The 16617-nt window shown below is 71.6% G+C and carries 14 protein-coding genes; 4 read left to right on the forward strand and 10 right to left on the reverse strand.

Annotated elements, in window-relative coordinates:
* Positions 1 to 25: 25 nt before the first annotated feature.
* From hisH to QA634_RS34335, 8 genes are all read right to left on the reverse strand, one after another.
* On the reverse strand, positions 26 to 688 hold the full coding sequence (hisH, locus tag QA634_RS34300; RefSeq protein WP_012336411.1) for an imidazole glycerol phosphate synthase subunit HisH: 663 nt from the start codon (positions 686 to 688) through the stop codon (positions 26 to 28).
* Between the two features lie 23 nt (positions 689 to 711).
* Positions 712 to 1197, reverse strand: a complete 486-nt coding sequence (locus tag QA634_RS34305) for a DUF2628 domain-containing protein (protein ID WP_012336412.1) — start codon at positions 1195 to 1197, stop codon at positions 712 to 714.
* A 53-nt stretch (positions 1198 to 1250) separates the two neighbouring features.
* Positions 1251 to 1853 carry an imidazoleglycerol-phosphate dehydratase HisB gene (hisB, locus tag QA634_RS34310; protein WP_012336413.1) on the reverse strand — a complete coding sequence of 201 codons (603 nt, stop codon included), beginning with the start codon at positions 1851 to 1853 and terminating at the stop codon, positions 1251 to 1253.
* Positions 1854 to 2110: 257 nt separating this feature from the next.
* A complete protein-coding gene (locus tag QA634_RS34315) occupies positions 2111 to 2986 on the reverse strand; it encodes an S-methyl-5'-thioadenosine phosphorylase (RefSeq protein WP_012336414.1) in 876 nt (291 codons plus the stop codon).
* Positions 2987 to 3182: 196 nt separating this feature from the next.
* Entirely contained in the window at positions 3183 to 4079 is an 897-nt protein-coding gene (locus tag QA634_RS34320) for a cytochrome c1 (protein WP_012336415.1), read from the reverse strand.
* 124 nt (positions 4080 to 4203) lie between these two features.
* The gene (locus QA634_RS34325; protein WP_043701913.1) at positions 4204 to 5490 is read right to left on the reverse strand and encodes a cytochrome b; all 1287 of its coding nucleotides are present in this window, start codon (positions 5488 to 5490) and stop codon (positions 4204 to 4206) included.
* 110 nt (positions 5491 to 5600) lie between these two features.
* Entirely contained in the window at positions 5601 to 6164 is a 564-nt protein-coding gene (petA, locus tag QA634_RS34330) for a ubiquinol-cytochrome c reductase iron-sulfur subunit (protein ID WP_012336417.1), read from the reverse strand.
* A gap of 266 nt (positions 6165 to 6430) precedes the next feature.
* Positions 6431 to 7717, reverse strand: a complete 1287-nt coding sequence (locus QA634_RS34335; protein ID WP_012336418.1) for an MFS transporter — start codon at positions 7715 to 7717, stop codon at positions 6431 to 6433.
* A gap of 271 nt (positions 7718 to 7988) precedes the next feature.
* Here QA634_RS34335 and ribH point away from each other — a divergent pair, with 271 nt between their 5' ends.
* The 4 genes from ribH to QA634_RS34355 all read left to right on the forward strand — a co-directional run bounded on the left by ribH (position 7989) and on the right by QA634_RS34355 (position 12443).
* Positions 7989 to 8534: a 6,7-dimethyl-8-ribityllumazine synthase gene (gene ribH, locus QA634_RS34340; protein ID WP_012336419.1), complete on the forward strand. Its 546-nt coding sequence runs from the start codon at positions 7989 to 7991 to the stop codon at positions 8532 to 8534.
* Positions 8531 to 9001, forward strand: coding sequence for a transcription antitermination factor NusB (gene nusB / locus QA634_RS34345; protein ID WP_012336420.1), 471 nt, complete (start codon positions 8531 to 8533; stop codon positions 8999 to 9001). Before ribH ends, nusB begins: the two co-directional genes overlap by 4 nt.
* 91 nt (positions 9002 to 9092) lie before the next feature.
* Positions 9093 to 10079, forward strand: a complete 987-nt coding sequence (thiL, locus tag QA634_RS34350) for a thiamine-phosphate kinase (RefSeq protein ID WP_012336421.1) — start codon at positions 9093 to 9095, stop codon at positions 10077 to 10079.
* 216 nt (positions 10080 to 10295) lie between these two features.
* Positions 10296 to 12443, forward strand: a complete 2148-nt coding sequence (locus QA634_RS34355; protein ID WP_012336422.1) for a sodium-translocating pyrophosphatase — start codon at positions 10296 to 10298, stop codon at positions 12441 to 12443.
* 294 nt (positions 12444 to 12737) lie between these two features.
* Here QA634_RS34355 and QA634_RS34360 read toward each other — a convergent pair whose 3' ends face one another.
* Positions 12738 to 14900 carry a molybdopterin-containing oxidoreductase family protein gene (locus QA634_RS34360; protein ID WP_012336423.1) on the reverse strand — a complete coding sequence of 721 codons (2163 nt, stop codon included), beginning with the start codon at positions 14898 to 14900 and terminating at the stop codon, positions 12738 to 12740.
* A gap of 408 nt (positions 14901 to 15308) precedes the next feature.
* Complete coding sequence (locus QA634_RS34365; RefSeq protein WP_012336424.1) at positions 15309 to 16514, reverse strand: pyridoxal phosphate-dependent aminotransferase; 1206 nt, start codon at positions 16512 to 16514, stop codon at positions 15309 to 15311.
* Positions 16515 to 16617: the final 103 nt, after the last annotated feature.

Below are 16617 nucleotides of genomic sequence, written 5' to 3' on the forward strand. Positions count from 1 at the left end.
GGCTGAAAGGGGGAAGGGGCGGTCCTCAGGGCCGCCAGCGCAGGAAATTGGCGATCAGCGCGAGGCCGAGCCGCTGGCTCTTCTCGGGGTGGAACTGCGTGCCCGCCACGTTCCCGCGCGAGACGATCGCCGTCACCGGCCCGCCGTAGTCGCTGGTCGCGACGACGTCGCCGGGCTCGCGGGGAGTCAGCGCGTAGCTGTGCACGAAATAGGCGTGGAGCCCGCCCTCCCCGGTCGGGATGCCGTCGAGGAGCGGCGTCGCCCGGTGGGCCCGCAGGGTGTTCCAGCCCATGTGCGGCACCTTGAGGCTCGGATCGGCCGGGCGGATCGGCGCCACGTCGCCGGGCACCCAGCCCAGGCCCTCGGTGGTCTCGTATTCGAGGCCCCGCGAGGCGAGGAGCTGCATGCCGACGCAGATCCCCAGGAAGGGCCGCCCGCGCTCCTGCGCCGCCTCCGTCATGGCCGCGACGAGGCCCGGCACCGCGTCGAGGCCGCGGCGGCAATCCGCGAAGGCGCCGACGCCCGGCAGCACCACCCGCTCGGCCCCGGCCACCACCTCCGGGTCGGAGGTCACGGTGATGCGCGCATCGTCGAGGCCCGCCTCCCGCGCCGCCCGCTCGAAGGCCTTGGCGGCGGAGTGCAGGTTGCCCGAGCCGTAATCGATGATGGCGACCGTGCCGGTGCTCACGCGGGTCTCTCCTCGCAGGGGCGTCACCGCCGCGCATCCGCCTCGGGGAAGAGGCCGAGCGCCGGGCTCCCGGTCTTGGCGAAGGGCGGCACCCGCGGGGGCACCGCCGCCGCCGGGGCGGCGTGGCGGGTGAGCCAGCGGCCGACCAGCTTCACCTCCGCCTCGGTCGAATCCGCCGCCGTCACCGCGTCCCGGGCCGGGCTGCCGCGCCGCTCGTAGGTCCAGCGGCGCAGGGAGGGCGCCTCGTAGCCGATCAGCACCGAGAGGAGCAGCGTGACCAGGAAGCCCGCCGGCGGGGACAGGTTGAGGGCGAGGCCCGCGCCCCACACCGCCACCTCGGCCACCAGCACCAGCAGCCCCGCGAGCCAGAGCCGGTGCCAGAAGAACCACAGGGCCGTGAAGGCGAAGGCCGACCAGATGAAGCGGTCGGGCACCAGCTTGGCGCGGTCGAGCGCGTCCGGCGCCCCGGGATCGACCTCGTCGGGCAGGTGCAGCGTGTAGGTGGACATCGTGCTCTCCAGGCCTGCTCTCTCGGGCTCCCGGCGCCGCAAGCGGGCGCCCGTCAGAGCGAGCCCTTCGTCGACGGGACCCGGTCCCCTTCCCGAGGGTCGACGGACACCGCCTGACGCAGGGCGCGTGCCAGCCCCTTGTAGCAGCTCTCGGCGATATGGTGCTGATTCTCGCCGTAGAGCGTCTCCACGTGGAGCGTGATCCCGGCATTCATCGCGAAGGCCTGGAACCACTCGCGCACCAGTTCGGTGTCGAAGCCGCCAATCTTCTCGCGCGCGAAGTGGGTGCGGAACACCAGGAAGGGCCGGCCCGAGATGTCCACGGCGACGCGGGTCAGCGTCTCGTCCATCGGCAGGTGCAGGTCGGCGTAGCGCCGGATGCCGCGCTTGCTGCCGAGGGCCTGCGCGAAGGCCTGGCCGAGGGCGATGCCCGCATCCTCCGTCGTGTGGTGCTGGTCGACGTGCAGGTCGCCCGTCACCGCGACGTCGAGGTCGAACAGGGCGTGCCGGGCGAACAGCTCCAGCATGTGGTCGAGGAAGCCGATGCCGGTCGCGACCGAGGCGCGGCCGCTGCCGTCGAGGTCGAGGGCGACGGTCACGTCGGTCTCGGCGGTCCGCCGGCTGACCCGGCCGGTCCGGGAGGAGGTGTCGGTCATCGCGTGATCGGAATGAGAGCCGGCTGCCTTTTAACCGGGCAGCCCGGCGGAAAGCCAGCGGAGAGTCCGGCCCCGGTCGCCGGAGCGGCGGGGGACGGAGCGGAGCCGCCTCGGGCCGGTCCGCTCACGTGACATCCGGCTGATGGCTTCGCCATCTCCGATTTCGGCCATGCGGATGTCGGCTTCGCTCAGGCGCCGCGCTCAGGCGCCGCGCGGGCTCGGGATCCGGGATCCGCTTGATCAGAGCGGATCCCATATCAGACCCCGAGCACGCGGCCCGCCACGGCGTCGAGCTTGGCGACGAGCGCCGGGTCCCGGTGCTCGGGCGGGGTGAGCAGGGCCCCGTCGAGGGCGCGGTCCGAGCGCACCGGGCAGGGCTCGTGCTCGGCGGGGAAGTCGCGGGCGAGCCGGCTCACGAGGCGCGCCGCCTTGGCGGCGTTCGCCCGCGCGACGGCGATCACCGCCGAGACCTCGACCGCGTCGTGCTCCTGATGCCAGCAGTCGAAATCCGTCACCATCGCGATGGTCGCGTAGGTGATCTCGGCCTCGCGGGCGAGCTTGGCCTCCGGCATGTTGGTCATGCCGATCACGTCGTAGCCGAGGCTCTTGTAGGTGATCGACTCGGCGTAGGTGGAGAATTGCGGCCCCTCCATGCAGACGTAGGTGCCGTTGCTGCGCACCGGGATCTCCTCCGCGCGCGCCGCCTCCAGGATGCGGGCCTGCAGGCCCGGCCCGACCGGATGGGCCATCGAGACGTGGGCGACGCAGCCGTCGCCGAAGAAGGACGAGGCCCGGCCGTGGGTGCGGTCCACGAACTGGTCGACGAGCACGAACAGGCCCGGATAGAGCTCCTGCTTGAACGAGCCGCAGGCCGAGAGCGAGACGAGGTCGGTGACGCCCGCCCGCTTCAGCACGTCGACGTTCGCCCGGTAATTGATGCCGGAGGGCGACAGCCGGTGGCCGCGCCCGTGCCGGGCGAGGAACACCACCGGGGTCGCGCCGATCCGCCCGATCCGCAGCGCGTCCGAGGGGTCGCCCCAGGGCGAGGCGATCCGCTCCTCGCGCAGATCCTCCAGTCCCGGCAGGTCGTAGACCCCGGACCCGCCGATCACCCCGAGCACCGCCTTCGCCATCGTCGTCTCCCGAAACCTGCCCAAACGAGAAGAGGCCCCTCGCGGGGCCTCTTCAAGGAGCGTGCCGCGCCTCATCCCAACGGCCCAGGATGCGGACGCATCGGGCCGCCGACCGTCTCGAAGGGTCGACGCCAGGCCGAAGGCGTGGCGGCCCTTCGAGAACGGAACCGACGGTCATGAGACACGACCGCCGGGATCAGCCCGCCTTGTGCAGCTCGGGCTGCAGGCCGTGCGTCTCGCCGCCGACATCGGCCCACACCTTCTTCTTCACGTAGTAGAAGAGGCCGGCGAGGACCAGCAGGAACAGGATGGCGCGCAGGCCGAGCTGCTTGCGGGCGATCAGGTGGGGCTCGGCCGTCCACATCAGGTAGGCGGTGACGTCGCGCGAGTACTGATCGACCGTCTCGGGCACCACCGGCTTGCCGTCCGCGCCCTTGGCGTAGGTGATCTGGCCGTCGCTGAGCGGCTTGGGCATCGCGATGATGTTGCCCGGGTAATACTTGTTGTAGTGGCCGCCGTCCGGCACCTGCACGCCGTGGGGCGGGGTCTCCTCGTAGCCGTTGAGGAGCGCGTGGATGTAGTCGGGCCCCTGCTCGGTGTAGCCGACGAAGGGCAGCCAATCGATCAGGAACCACAGCCCGCCGCGGCTGAAGGTGCGGGCCTTGGCCATCAGCGACAGGTCGGGCGGCGCCTTGCCGCCATTGGCGACCGCGGCGGCCTGCTCGTTCGGGAACGGCGCCGGCAGCTTGTCGGCGGGGCGGCCGGGCCGCTCGAACATCTCGCCCTGGTCGTTCGGGCCGTCCTTGACCTTGTACTCCGCGGCGAGCGCCTTGACCTGCGCCTCCGTGAAGTCCGGCCCGCCCTCCTCCGCGAGGTTGCGGAAGCGGACGTAGTTCATGCTGTGGCAGTTCGAGCAGACCTCGCGGTAGACCTGATAGCCGCGCTGCAGCTGCGCCTGGTCGAAGGTGCCGAACACGCCCGAGAAGGTCCACTTCTCGCGCGGGGGAAGGCTGCCGTGCTCCTCCGCGAGGGCGGCGGTGCCGGACAGGATCGCGGCGAGCGCGGCTGCCACGAGAGCGCGTGTTCTGATCATTCCCTCGATGTCCCTTGCCCTCGATGCCCCTTGCGGCGTCGTCATCGGCCAGTGTGGTTCAGGGGCGGGCCGCCTCGGGGGCGGCCCGCGGAAGCCGCCTCGGGGGCGGCCCGCGATCGGCCCGTCAGCCCTTGGTCGGCGGGGCGGCGGCGGCGCCGGCCGGCATGCCGGAGGCCCCCACCTGCTTGCCCGGGCCCGTGACGCTCTCCAGGATCGAGCCCGGGAGGGGCCTGGGCGTCTCGAACAGGCCGACCAGCGGCATCACGATCAGGAAGTGGGCGAAGTAGTAGACCGTGGCGATGCGGGCCGCGATCACGTAGCCCCCCTCCGGCGGCTTCGCGCCGAGCCAGCCCAGCAGGAAGCAGCAGAAGATGAACACCCAGAAGAACTGCCGGTAGATCGGCCGGTAGTTCGAGGAGCGGACCCGCGAGGTGTCGAGCCAGGGCGCGAAGGCCAGGATGATCACCGCGCCGAACATCAGGATCACGCCGCCGAGCTTGTCCGGCACCGCGCGCAGGATGGCGTAGAACGGCAGGAAGTACCATTCGGGCACGATATGCGCGGGGGTCACGCCCGGATTCGCCGGGATGTAGTTGTCCGCGTGGCCGAGGTAGTTCGGCTGCAGGAAGATCCAGTAGGCGAAGAACATGAAGAACACCACGACCGCGAACACGTCCTTGATCGTCGCGTAGGGCGTGAACGGGACCGCGTCCTTGCCGCTCTTGATCGGGATGCCGGTCGGGTTGTTCTGGCCCGTGACGTGCAGCGCCCAGACGTGCAGGACGACGACGCCGGCGATCATGAACGGCAGCAGGTAGTGCAGCGAGAAGAAGCGGTTGATGGTCGGGTTGCCGACCGAGTAGCCACCCCAGAGCAGGCTCTGAATGGTGTCGCCGACGATCGGGATCGCCGCCAGGATGTTGGTGATCACGGTCGCGCCCCAGAACGACATCTGGCCCCAGGGCAGCGTGTAGCCGAGGAAGGCGGTCGCCATCATCAACAGGTAGATGATCACGCCCAGGATGTAGAGCACCTCGCGCGGGGCCTTATAGGACCCGTAATAGAGGTTGCGGAACATGTGCACGTAGACCGCGATGAAGAACATCGAGGCGCCGTTGGCATGCATGTAGCGCAGCAGCCAGCCGAAATTCACGTCGCGCATGATGTGCTCGACGGAATTGAAGGCCTCGTTGGCCGAGGGCTGGTAGTGCATGGCCAGCCAGACCCCGGTGAGGATCTGGGAGGCCAGCATCACGATCAGGATCGCCCCGAACGTCCAGAAGTAGTTCAGGTTGCGGGGGACCGGGAAGGCGACGAAGGAGGAATGGACGAGGCCGACGATCGGCAGCCGCGCCTCGAACCACTTGGCTAAGCGGCTCTTGGGCACGTAAGTCGTGGCGTGTGCGCTCATGGGGACAGCCCGCTTCTTGGTTTCCGGGCATCGTCCGCGGGACCGGGGGTCCGCCGCCGACGATGCGGCACTCTCAACACATGCGCGGCCGGTCGGCCGCGTCCGCCGCGTCAGGCCGCCGCGCCCTCGCCGATCCGCACCTTGGCGTCGCCCTGGAAGGCGTAGGGCGGGATCGGCAGGTTGATCGGCGCCGGCCCGCGCCGCACCCGGCCGACCGCGTCGAACTGCGAGCCGTGGCAGGGGCAGGCCCAGCCCTCGAAATTGCCCTGGTGGCCGATCGGCACGCAGCCCAGGTGGGTGCAGTTGCCGTAGCTCACGAGCCACTGGTCGTGACCCTCCTTGACCCGGGCGTAGTAGGGCGCCGGGTCGATCAGGTCGCCCATCTTGACCGCCTTCATGTCCTCGATCTCCTTGGCGGAGAGGCGGCGCACGAAGATCAGCTTGCCGCGCCAGAACACGTTGATGATCTGGCCCTCGCTGATCGGCGAGAGGTCGACCTCGATCGGCGCGCCGGCCGCGATGGTCTCGGCGTCCGGGGCCATCGAGGAGACGAAGGGCCAGACCAGGGCGGCCGCACCGACCACGGCGCCCGCCCCGGTGGCGAGGAAGAGGAAGTCCCGGCGGGTCGACCCGTGCGGATGGGCGGCGTCAGAGGGGGCGACGGTGGTGGCCAAGTTCCGGCTCTCCCGAGAATCGTGAAGGGCGAGGATCCGCGCGGGCGCGGGGCGCCACGCATGGACCACATTCCTAGGGCTGGCTCCGAGGAGGCCCCTCGGTCCGGCGGACCGAAGCACCAGGCCCACGGCGCGTGCAATGCGACCGGGCGTCGCCCGCGCGGCCGCTCTCTGCCACGCTTCTAATCTGCGCGCCAGCGTGACGCGGCGCCGCCCGCCGGTTTTTTGCTGCGCTGCGGCGTCATCCGGCCGCGGGCGCCGCTCCTCTATTCGGCCGCGGGCACCGCGTGGCGGGCCCGCGCGTTGCGCAACCAGAGCACGAGCAGGATGCCGACGAGGCCCGCTGCCGAGATGACCAGCAGCCCGCCGGTGAAGTCGCCGGTGCGGTCCTTGATCGCGCCCACCACGTAGGGCGCGACGAAGCCCGAGAGGTTGCCGATCGAGTTCACCACCGCGATGGCGCCGGCCGCCGCCGCCCCGGAGAGCGCCTCGGTCGGCAGCGTCCACACCACCGGCAGGGCCGCGAAGATGCCGAAGGCGGCGCCCGAGAACAGCACCATCTTGAGCACCGGATCGGTCACCAGGGCGGCGCCGATCGTGCCCAGCGAGGCGCAGGCGAGCGCCGCCACGAGGTGGAAGTGGCGCTCCCGCCGGGCGTCGGAGCGCCGGCCCCACCAGATCATCCCGACCGTGCCCGCGATGTAGGGGATCAGCGTGACGAAGCCGGTCTGCAGGTTCGAGAGGCCGAAGGCCTTGACGATCTGCGGCAGGAAGAAGCCGAAGGCGTAGAGGAGCGCCACCGCCCCGAAATAGATGAATGCGATCGCGATCACGCGGGGATCGAAGATCTCGCGGGTGAGCGGCCGGTGGGCGGTGGGGCCGCGCGCGGCCTCCTCGCGCATGCGCGCCTCGAGCCAGGCGCGCTCGTCGGCCGGCAGCCACCGCGCCTCGGACGGCCGGTCCGTGAGGTACAGGAAGGTCGCGACCGAGAGCACGATCGCCGGCACCGCCTCGATGATGTAGAGCCACTGCCAGCCCTTGAAGCCGAGGAGCCCGTCGAGTTCGAGCAGCGCGCCCGAGACCGGCGCGCCGATCAGGCTCGACAGCGGGATCGCCACCATGAAGGCGCTGACGATCCGGGCCCGGTAGGCGGCCGGGAACCACAGGGTGAGGTAGAAGATGATGCCCGGAAAGAACCCGGCCTCCGCCGCGCCGAGCAGCAGGCGCATGATGTAGAAGCTGGTCTCGCCGCCCACGAAGGCCATGCCGCCCGAGATCAGGCCCCAGCTCAGCATGATGCGGGCGATCCAGCGCCGCGCCCCGAACCGCTCCAGGAACAGGTTCGAGGGCACCTCGAAGATGAAGTAGGTGAGGAAGAACAGGCCCGCCCCGAGCCCGTAGGCGGTGGCCGAGATGCCGAGGTCGCGGTTCATCGTGAGCGACGCGAAGCCGACGTTCACCCGATCCAGGTAGGCCACGAAGTAGCAGACGATCAGGAACGGGATCAGGCGTCGGCTGACGCGGCGGATCGTGCGGGTCTCGAGTTCGCTCATCGGCGGGGCGCATCCTCCCTCCGGGCTCGTCGGCCCGGCTCCCCCGCGCCTTGGACCGAAGCGGGCGCGCTGGCAAGCGCTGCGGCGCGCCGTGTCGCGCTTGTCCGCAACGGCGCTTCGGTCTAGTGCTCGCCCCTCCGGTCGGGACCGGCATCCGGTCGGGGCGCGCCGCAACGGTGGCGGCCCCGCGCGTTCGCCGCGAGTCGCCTCCGCACGTTCACCGCCGCAGGTTCACCTCTAGGTTTCTCAACCGTCCGATCGGGATCGCGAGATGGTCACGCCACGCCGAGACAGCGGGAAGGACCGCCCGTCGCTCAAGGATGCGCGCATCCTGGTCGTCGAGGCCCGCTACTACGAGGACATTGCCGACGAACTCCTGCGCGGCGCCACGGCGGCGATCGCCGCCGCGCAGGCCGAGGCGGAGGTCGTGACCGTGCCGGGCGCGCTGGAGATCCCCCAGGCGGTGGCGATCCTGGTCGAGGCCGCCGCGCGCGAGGCCAGGCCCTACGACGCCGTGGTGGCGCTCGGCTGCGTCATCCGGGGCGAGACCGGACATTACGACATCGTGGCGGGCGAGAGCGCGCGGGCGCTGATGGACCTCTCGGTCCTGCTGCGCCTGCCGCTCGGCAACGGCATCCTCACGGTCGAGACCGAGGCGCAGGCGCAGGCGCGGGCCCGCGTCTCGGAGATGAACAAGGGTGGGGGCGCCGCCGAGGCGGCCCTCGCGGTGCTCGCGCTCAAGCGCGCGAAGGCCGCCGAGCGCCCCGACCGGACCATCGGCTTCACCCCCCGCCGCACCGCGGAGACGCAGGAATGAAACCCGCCGAGCGCAGCGGCGCCCGCCTCGCCGTGGTCCAGGCCCTCTACGAGATGGAGATCTCCGGCAAGGGCGTCATCGACGCGCTGGCGGAGTTCGAGGCCTTCTGGATCGGCCAGGTGGTCGATGGCATCGAGCATCCCCCGGCCGAGACGGCCTTCTTCCGCGACGTGCTGCGCGGGGCGGTGGAGGAGCAGCGGCTCATCGACCAGCGCCTCGACGGGGCGCTCTCGGCCGGCTGGCCGCTGCGCCGGATCGAGGCGGTCCTGCGCGCGATCCTGCGGGCCGGCGCCTACGAGGTGATCTTCCGCAAGGACGTGCCGGTGCGGGTGGCGATCTCCGAATACGTGGACGTCGCCCACAGCTTCTACGGCGGCGACGAGCCGGGGCTGGTCAACGCGGTGCTCGACAAGGTGGCCCGGGCGGCGCGGGCCGAGGAGCTCGACAAGGCCGCCCGCGACGGGTGACGAGCGGGCGAGGCGCCGCCCGGTCCCGGCCCCGGTCCAGGGCCCGGCCTTCCGTCCCGCGCGGACGCGGCGCGCAGGAGAGCGAGTCCCGATGACCCCCCGCCCCTCCGAGGACGCGCTGATCGCCCGCTACTTCGCCCCGCTCGCCGGGCCTGGCGGGCTCGGGCTGCGGGACGACGCGGCGGAACTCGCGCCCTCCCCCGGCCACGACCTCGTCCTCACCACCGACGCGGTGGTGGCGGGCGTCCACTACTTCCCCGACGATCCTCCCGCCTCGATCGCCGTGAAGGCGCTCGGCGTGAACCTGTCCGACCTCGCCGCCAAGGGCGCGCGGCCGCGCGGCTTCCTGCTGACCCTCGCCCTCGCGGAATCCTGGACCGAGGCGTGGCTCGCCGCCTTCTGCGCCGGGCTCGGCGCGACGGCGCAGCGTTGGGGCTGCCCGCTTCTCGGCGGCGACACGGTCCGGGCGGCGGGCCCGACCCTGATCGGCGTCACGGCCCTCGGCGAGGTCCCCGCCGGCCGGATGGTGCGGCGCTTCGCGGCGAAGCCCGGGGACCGGCTCCTCGTCTCGGGCACGATCGGGGACGCGGCGCTCGGGCTGCGTCTGCGCGCGGAGCCCGCCTGGGCCGGCGCCCTCTCGGCGGCGGAGCGCGATCACCTCGCCGACCGCTACCTGCATCCGCGCCCGCGCCTGCCGCTCGCGCCCGCCCTCCTCGCCCATGCGGGCGCCGCCATGGACGTCTCGGACGGGCTGGTGGGCGACCTCGCCAAGATGCTGCGCGCCTCCGGGGCGGGCGCGGAGGTCGACCTCGCCGCGATTCCCCTCTCGCCCGCGGCCCGCGCCGCGCTCGCGGCCGAGCCGGGCCTGCGCGAGGCGGCCCTGACCGGCGGGGACGATTACGAGCTGCTCTGCGCGGTGCCGCCCGCCCGCCTCGGGGCGATCCGGGCCGAGGCCGAGGCGGCCGGGATCCCCCTGACGCCGATCGGCACCGTGACCGAGGGCCCCGCCCCGCCCCGGTTCCGGGACCGCGACGGCAGCGACCGGATCTTCGCCGGCGGCTCGTTCAGCCACTTCTGAGCACGACTTTCGTCGGGGTCGCCGGGCTGTCCGCACCCTTCCGGCGGTGGAGAAGCTTAAGAGCGTTTGCGCTCGCCCTGGAAGTTTGGCACTCAGGACCGGCGAGCCGGGATCAGGCCGGGCCGCTCATCTGGGGAGGGACACCCGCACGGGACGCCGCTCGCCACCAAGGCCGTCAACCGTCGCGGGGCATGGCCCGACATCAAGGACGGTAGAATGACCGCACTCCTGCTCATCATCCTGGGCGGCCTCTGCGCCGTTGCCTACGGCATTTACACCATCAACGACGTCATGCGGCGCGACGCGGGCACCCAGCGCATGCAGGAGATCGCGGGTGCCATCGCCGAGGGCGCCCAGGCCTACCTGCGGCGGCAATACGTCACCATCGCGGTGGTCGGCGTCGCGCTCTTCGCCCTGCTCTCCTACTTCCTCGGGATCAAGGTCGGGATCGGCTTCCTGATCGGTGCGGTGCTGTCGGGCGCGGCGGGCTTCATCGGCATGAACGTCTCGGTGCGGGCCAACGTGCGCACCGCCCAGGCCGCCACGCAGTCGCTCGGCGGCGGCCTCGACGTCGCCTTCAAGTCCGGCGCGGTCACCGGCATGCTGGTGGCGGGCCTCGCCCTCCTCGGCGTCGCCCTCTACTACACCTACCTCACGCGCCAGCTCGGGCTGTCGCCCGCGAGCCGCGAGGTCATCGACGCGCTGGTGGCGCTCGGCTTCGGCGCCTCCCTGATCTCGATCTTCGCCCGCCTCGGCGGCGGCATCTTCACCAAGGGCGCGGATGTGGGCGGCGACCTCGTCGGCAAAGTCGAGGCCGGCATCCCGGAGGACGATCCGCGCAACCCCGCCACCATCGCGGACAATGTCGGCGACAATGTCGGCGACTGCGCCGGCATGGCGGCCGACCTGTTCGAGACCTACGCGGTGACGCTGGTCGCCACCATGGTGCTCGCCGCGATCTTCTTCTCGGGCCAGACCGAGGTCGGCGGGCGCAACGTGCTCGAGACGATGCTGCTCTACCCGATGGCGATCGGCGCGGCCTGCATCGTCACCTCGATCATCGGCACCTTCTTCGTCACGCTCGGCGCCAACCAGTCGATCATGGGCGCCCTCTACAAGGGCCTGATCGGCGCCGGCGTGCTCTCCGTCGCCGCCATCGCGGGCATCAACTTCGTCCTGTTCGGCGGCTTCAACACCAGCTTCACCACCAACACGGGCGTCACCTTCACCTCGCTCAGCCTGTTCCTGTGCGCGGTGATCGGCCTGGTGATCACGGCGCTGATCGTGGTGATCACCGAGTACTACACCGGCACCAATTACCGCCCGGTCAAGTCGATCGCCTACTCGTCGGTGACCGGTCACGGCACCAACGTGATCCAGGGGCTCGCGATCTCCCTCGAATCGACGGCGATGCCCGCCATCGTGATCGTGGCCGGCATCATCTCCACCTACATGCTGGCCGGCCTGTTCGGCATCGCGGTGGCGGTCACCGCCATGCTGGCGCTCGCCGGCGTGGTGGTGGCGCTCGACGCCTTCGGGCCGGTCACCGACAATGCCGGCGGCATCGCCGAGATGGCCGGCCTGCCCAAGGACGTGCGCAAGTCGACCGACGCCCTCGACGCGGTCGGCAACACCACCAAGGCCGTCACCAAGGGCTACGCGATCGGCTCGGCCGGTCTCGGCGCCCTGGTGCTGTTCGCGGCCTACACGTCGGACCTCAACTACTTCGTGCAGAACGCGAGCCCGACCCAGTACCGCTACTTCCAGGGCGTGAGCGTCGATTTCTCGCTCTCCAACCCCTACGTGGTGGTGGGCCTGCTGCTCGGCGGCCTGATCCCCTACCTGTTCGGCGGCATCGCCATGACGGCGGTGGGCCGGGCGGCGGGCGCGGTGGTCGAGGAGGTGCGCCGGCAATTCCGCGAGAAGCCCGGCATCATGGCGGGCACGGACCGGCCCGATTACGGCCGGGCCGTCGACATGCTCACCCGCGCGGCGATCCGCGAGATGGTGGTGCCCTCCCTGCTCCCGGTGCTGTCGCCGGTGGTGCTGTTCTTCGTGATCAACCTCATCGCGGGCAAGGCCCAGGCCTTCGCCGCGGTGGGCGCGATGCTGCTCGGCGTGATCCTGACCGGCCTCTACGTGGCGGTCTCGATGACGTCCGGGGGCGGCGCCTGGGACAACGCCAAGAAGTACATCGAGGACGGCCATCACGGCGGCAAGGGCTCGGACGCCCACAAGGCGGCCGTGACCGGCGACACGGTCGGCGATCCCTACAAGGACACCGCCGGCCCCGCCGTGAACCCGGCAATCAAGATCACCAACATCATCGCGCTGCTGCTGCTGGCGGTGCTGGCGCACAGCTGAGCGGCAGCCGACCCGGAGCGAGGATGGGGCGCCCTCTCCCGAGGGCGCCCCATCGCACGTTCGGGGCGGTCGTCGCCCGAATCACTCTTGTCTCGGTCGCTATCGGTCGGGCCGCCACGGCGTCGGGGCCAGGGAGCCCGGTCGCCGCGGGGCGGCGCGCGGCCGGGTGCGCGCGGCAACCGGCGGCTGCGACGCGGGGGCGCGACAATCCCGTTTCCCTGCCCGCATCCCGCTCGGGGCGCGGCGCCGCGTTCGCGGGGCGCCCCACCCCGCCGGGGGCGGGGCGCCGTCGCCTCAATTGACGCGCGAGACCTCGACGAGGTTGTCGGAGAACGAGGGCGCATGCCCCATGTCGGTGAAGGCCGACGACGAGATGCTGTTCACCGTGCCCTCGTTGAGCTGGCGCCAGTAGCCGAGCGTGGCCACCACGATCCCGGACTTCACGTCGTCGGTGACGCGCGCCACGCCCTTGAAGCCGCCGCGGCCGTTGGCGACCCGCACGCGGTCGCCATCCACGATGCCGCGCGCCTCGGCATCCCGGGGGCTGATCATCACGAACTGCTCCCCCTGCCCCTTCTGCTTGTCCTCCATGTTCGCGTAGCAGGAGTTCAGGAAGTAGTGGCTCTTGGGCGAGACGATGTTGAGCGGGTAGCGCGCGGCGAGTGCGGGGTCGCTCGCGGGGGACTCGCGCGGGCCGAGATAGTCGGGCAGCGGGTCGAGCGCCTCGCCGGGCTGGAACCCCTCGTACATTTGCCGGAACGGCGGGGCGACGAAGTTCGTGGCGCCCTCGACCTTGAACATGCACTTGCCGGTCGGCGTCGGGAAGTTGCCCTCGCGGTGCGGCGCCCGGTCGTCGGGCGTGCCGACCTTCAGCCGGGCGAAGCCGTGCTCGCGCAGGTATTGCAGGTCGATGCCCTCGCAGGCCGGAGAGTTCCAGTCGACGTAGTGCTCCAGGCACTCCGCGTCCGACCACTTGAAGTTCTCCTCCTCGAAGCCGAGCCGGGCGGCCAGCCTCCGGAAGATCTCGTTGTTGGGAATGGCCTCGCCGGGCGCTTGCGCGCACTTGGTGTTGTAGGTCAGGTAGAGGTGACCCCAGGAGAGGATCATGTCCTCCATCTCGGCGCCCATCGCGGCCGGCAGCAGGATGTCGGCGTAGGAGGCCGTGTCCGAGATGAAGTGCTCGGCCGAGACCAGGAACAGGTCCTCGCGCATCAATCCCTCGACGATCTTGTCGGTCTCGGGCGCCTGGGTGACCGGGTTCGAGTTCCAGCACATCATCGACATGATCGGGGGGTCGAGCTTCAACTCGCCGGTGAGCGCCCGACCGATCTGCAGGTTGCTGACGACGCGGGTGCCCTCCGGGATCAGGTCGGGACGGCAGATGACGTCGAACTTGTAGGGATGCTCCCAGACGCCGAACTGCGTGATGCCGCCGCCGACGTGGCGCCACGCGCCGGTGAGCGCCGGGATGCAGGCGACGGCCCGGATGGTCTGGCCGCCGCCGTAGTGGCGCTCCAGCGCCACGCCGATGCGGATGCCCACCGGCTGGGCGGTCGCCATCTCGTAGGCGAGCTTGCGGATGTCCTCGGCCGGGACGCCGGTGATCTCCGCGGCCCATTCCGGCGTGCGCGTGCGCGCGCGCTCCTTGAGATCCTCGAAGCCGATCGTGTGGTTGTCGACGTAATCCTGGTCGACGAGGCCCTGCGCGATGATCGCGTTGATCAGCGCCATCGCCAGCGCGCCGTCGGTGCCGGGCTTCGGTGCGATGTGCCAGTCGGCCCCCTTGGCGGTGCGCGAGGCGTAGGCGTCGATCACGACGACCTTGGCACCCTTCTGCTGGGCGTCCTTGACGATCGCCCAGTGGTGCAGGTTCGTGCTGACCGAGTTGCAGGCCCAGATGACAATGTACTTGGAGTGGATGTAGCTGTCCGGGTCGAGGCCCGCGGTCGGGCCGACCGTGAGCAGCCAGGCGGTGCAGGAGCCCTCACCGCAGAAGGTCCGCTCGGTGACGGTGGCGCCCAGGCGGTTGAAGAACGCGTCGCCGCCGTTGAGCCCGTGCACGAGCCCCTGGTTGCCGAGGTAGCTGTAGGGGGCGATGGCCTGCGGGCCGTAACGGTCGATGATCGCCCTCCACCGGGCGACGATCGTGTCCAGCGCCTCGTCCCAGGTGATGCGCTCGAACTGCTTCGAGCCCTTCGGGCCGACCCGGCGCATCGGGTAGAGAAGACGGTCCGGGTGGTAGTGGCGCTTCTCGTAGTCCTTCAGCTTCACGCAGAGGCCGCCGCGGGTCATCGGGTGGTCGGGGTTGCCGCGCACGCCGAGGAGTTCGCCGTCCTTCACCTCGAACAGCATCGAGCAGGTGTCGGGGCAGTCGTGCGGGCAGCCGCCGAAGAAGGTCCCGGTCCGGCTCTCGGACTCGGCGCCGATCAAGGAATCGGGGTCGACGATCTCGTTCATGTTTCCTCCGCGGTCGAGCGCACAGCCTTCTTGTTCTTGGCGGGCCTGCCCGGTGCGGTGCCAGGATGCACTGATTGTCGGGCAAGTCCAAATGCGCGTTCGATCAGACGGCCGCCCCGGCGCGGGAACCGGGGCCGGCGCGGCGCGGAGCGGCACGCGGGAGCCGCGGCCGGGCGCCGGCCTCGCGAGGAGCCTGCCGTCCTGCGGGCGGGAAGACCGAGCGGCGCGCGGCCCGGCACAGCCCCGCGCCCGCCCAGGTGCACCCGCCCAGGTGCACCCGCCCAGGTGCACCCGCTCAGGTCGGGGAGGGGCCGCTCCTCCCGGGGCGCGGTCCCTCGCGTGCCGGCCGCGCATCTGGACCGTGGGGGCTGCACCGCACCGCGGTGCGGACCGCGACCGCCCCGCCCATCAGCGGGCGAGCACCGGGGCGAGCCGCCGCACCGCCTCCTCCAGGTCGGCGGCGCCGCGGGCGAAGCAGAGCCGCAGGAAGCGCTCGCCGCCCGGGCCGAAGGCGGTGCCCGGGGCGACGCCCACATTGGCCTCGTCGACGAGGCGCATGGCGAGGCGGCGCGCATCGGGCTCGGCGGGAACCCGCGGGAAGGCGTAGAAGGCGCCGGCCGGCGGCGGCAGTTCGACGCCCGGCAGCCGCCCCAGTCCCTCGACCAGGATGCGCCGCCCCTCGCGGGCCTGGGCGATCTGGCCGGCGACGAGCGCCCCGCCCTCGCGGATCGCCGCCACGGCCGCGTGCTGCAGGAACGTCGCCACGCCGGAGGTCCCGTAGAGGACGAGCCCGTCGACGATCCGCCCGAGCGCCACCGGTCCTTCGAGCCAGCCGATGCGCCAGCCCGTCATCGCCCAGTTCTTCGAGAAGGTCTGGACGAAGAGCAGGCGGTCGCGGTCCTCGGGCTCCCAGACGTCGCGGAACGAGGGCGCGCGCCCGAGGGCCGCGTGGGCCGGGTCGAAGCTGAAGCGCCCGTAGATCTCGTCGGCGATGATCCAGAGGCCGTGGCGCCGGGCGATGGCCAGGACGGCGCGCAGGTCGTCGCGGCTCGCGGTCCAGCCGGTCGGGTTGGCGGGCGAGTTGAGCACGATGGCGCGGGTCGCCGGCGTGACCGCGGCGGCGAGGCGCTCCACGTCGAGGGCCCAGCCGGAGGCCGGGTCGAACTGCATCGGCACCATGACGCGGCGGGCGCCGTGCGCCGCGATGGCGCCGAAGAAGTTCGGCCAGGTCGGGGTCGGGATCACGACCTCGTCGCCGGGGGCGGCCGCGATCGCGAGCGCCACCTGGAACGCCTGCATGCCGCCGACCGTGACGAAGATCCGCTCGGGCTCCGCCGGGCCGCCGTAGACCGCCGCCACGTCATCGGCGATCGCCTCGCGCAGCGGCGGGATGCCGAGCATCCTCGTGTAGAAGGTGTGCCCGTCCCGGATCGCCCGGGCGGCGGCCTCGCCGATGAAGGCCGGGGTCGGCCGGTCGCCCTCTCCCACCCAGAGCGGGATCAGGCCCTCGCGGTCGGCGCCGTAGGCGATCAGTTCCCCGATCCCGCTCGGCAGGACGCCGGCCGCCGCGGGATTCATCGGCGGCATGAGGGCGGGCACGGGGGTCGGGATCATGGGCGCGGCTCGCGGCAGGGAGGGACGACCCCCGAGCCATGCCCTCCCGGGCCGCCCGACTCAACCCTCATGCGCGCGCGGGCGCCCCGCGGCCGGGGAGAGG

The organism is Methylobacterium sp. CB376, assembly GCF_029714205.1.
Classification (GTDB): domain Bacteria; phylum Pseudomonadota; class Alphaproteobacteria; order Rhizobiales; family Beijerinckiaceae; genus Methylobacterium.

Bases quoted from the DNA above. Each gene is read 5' to 3' on its own strand.
- hisB (WP_012336413.1), bottom strand. From the start codon at position 1,853: ATGACCGACACCTCCTCCCGGACCGGCCGGGTCAGCCGGCGGACCGCC.
- thiL (WP_012336421.1), top strand. From the start codon at position 9,093: ATGACCCCCCGCCCCTCCGAGGACGCGCTGATCGCCCGCTACTTCGCC.
- QA634_RS34305 (WP_012336412.1), bottom strand. From the start codon at position 1,197: ATGTCCACCTACACGCTGCACCTGCCCGACGAGGTCGATCCCGGGGCG.
- QA634_RS34325 (WP_043701913.1), bottom strand. From the start codon at position 5,490: ATGAGCGCACACGCCACGACTTACGTGCCCAAGAGCCGCTTAGCCAAG.
- QA634_RS34320 (WP_012336415.1), bottom strand. From the start codon at position 4,079: ATGATCAGAACACGCGCTCTCGTGGCAGCCGCGCTCGCCGCGATCCTG.
- QA634_RS34335 (WP_012336418.1), bottom strand. From the start codon at position 7,717: ATGAGCGAACTCGAGACCCGCACGATCCGCCGCGTCAGCCGACGCCTG.
- QA634_RS34355 (WP_012336422.1), top strand. From the start codon at position 10,296: ATGACCGCACTCCTGCTCATCATCCTGGGCGGCCTCTGCGCCGTTGCC.
- QA634_RS34365 (WP_012336424.1), bottom strand. From the start codon at position 16,514: ATGATCCCGACCCCCGTGCCCGCCCTCATGCCGCCGATGAATCCCGCG.
- QA634_RS34315 (WP_012336414.1), bottom strand. From the start codon at position 2,986: ATGGCGAAGGCGGTGCTCGGGGTGATCGGCGGGTCCGGGGTCTACGAC.
- QA634_RS34360 (WP_012336423.1), bottom strand. From the start codon at position 14,900: ATGAACGAGATCGTCGACCCCGATTCCTTGATCGGCGCCGAGTCCGAG.
- nusB (WP_012336420.1), top strand. From the start codon at position 8,531: ATGAAACCCGCCGAGCGCAGCGGCGCCCGCCTCGCCGTGGTCCAGGCC.
- ribH (WP_012336419.1), top strand. From the start codon at position 7,989: ATGGTCACGCCACGCCGAGACAGCGGGAAGGACCGCCCGTCGCTCAAG.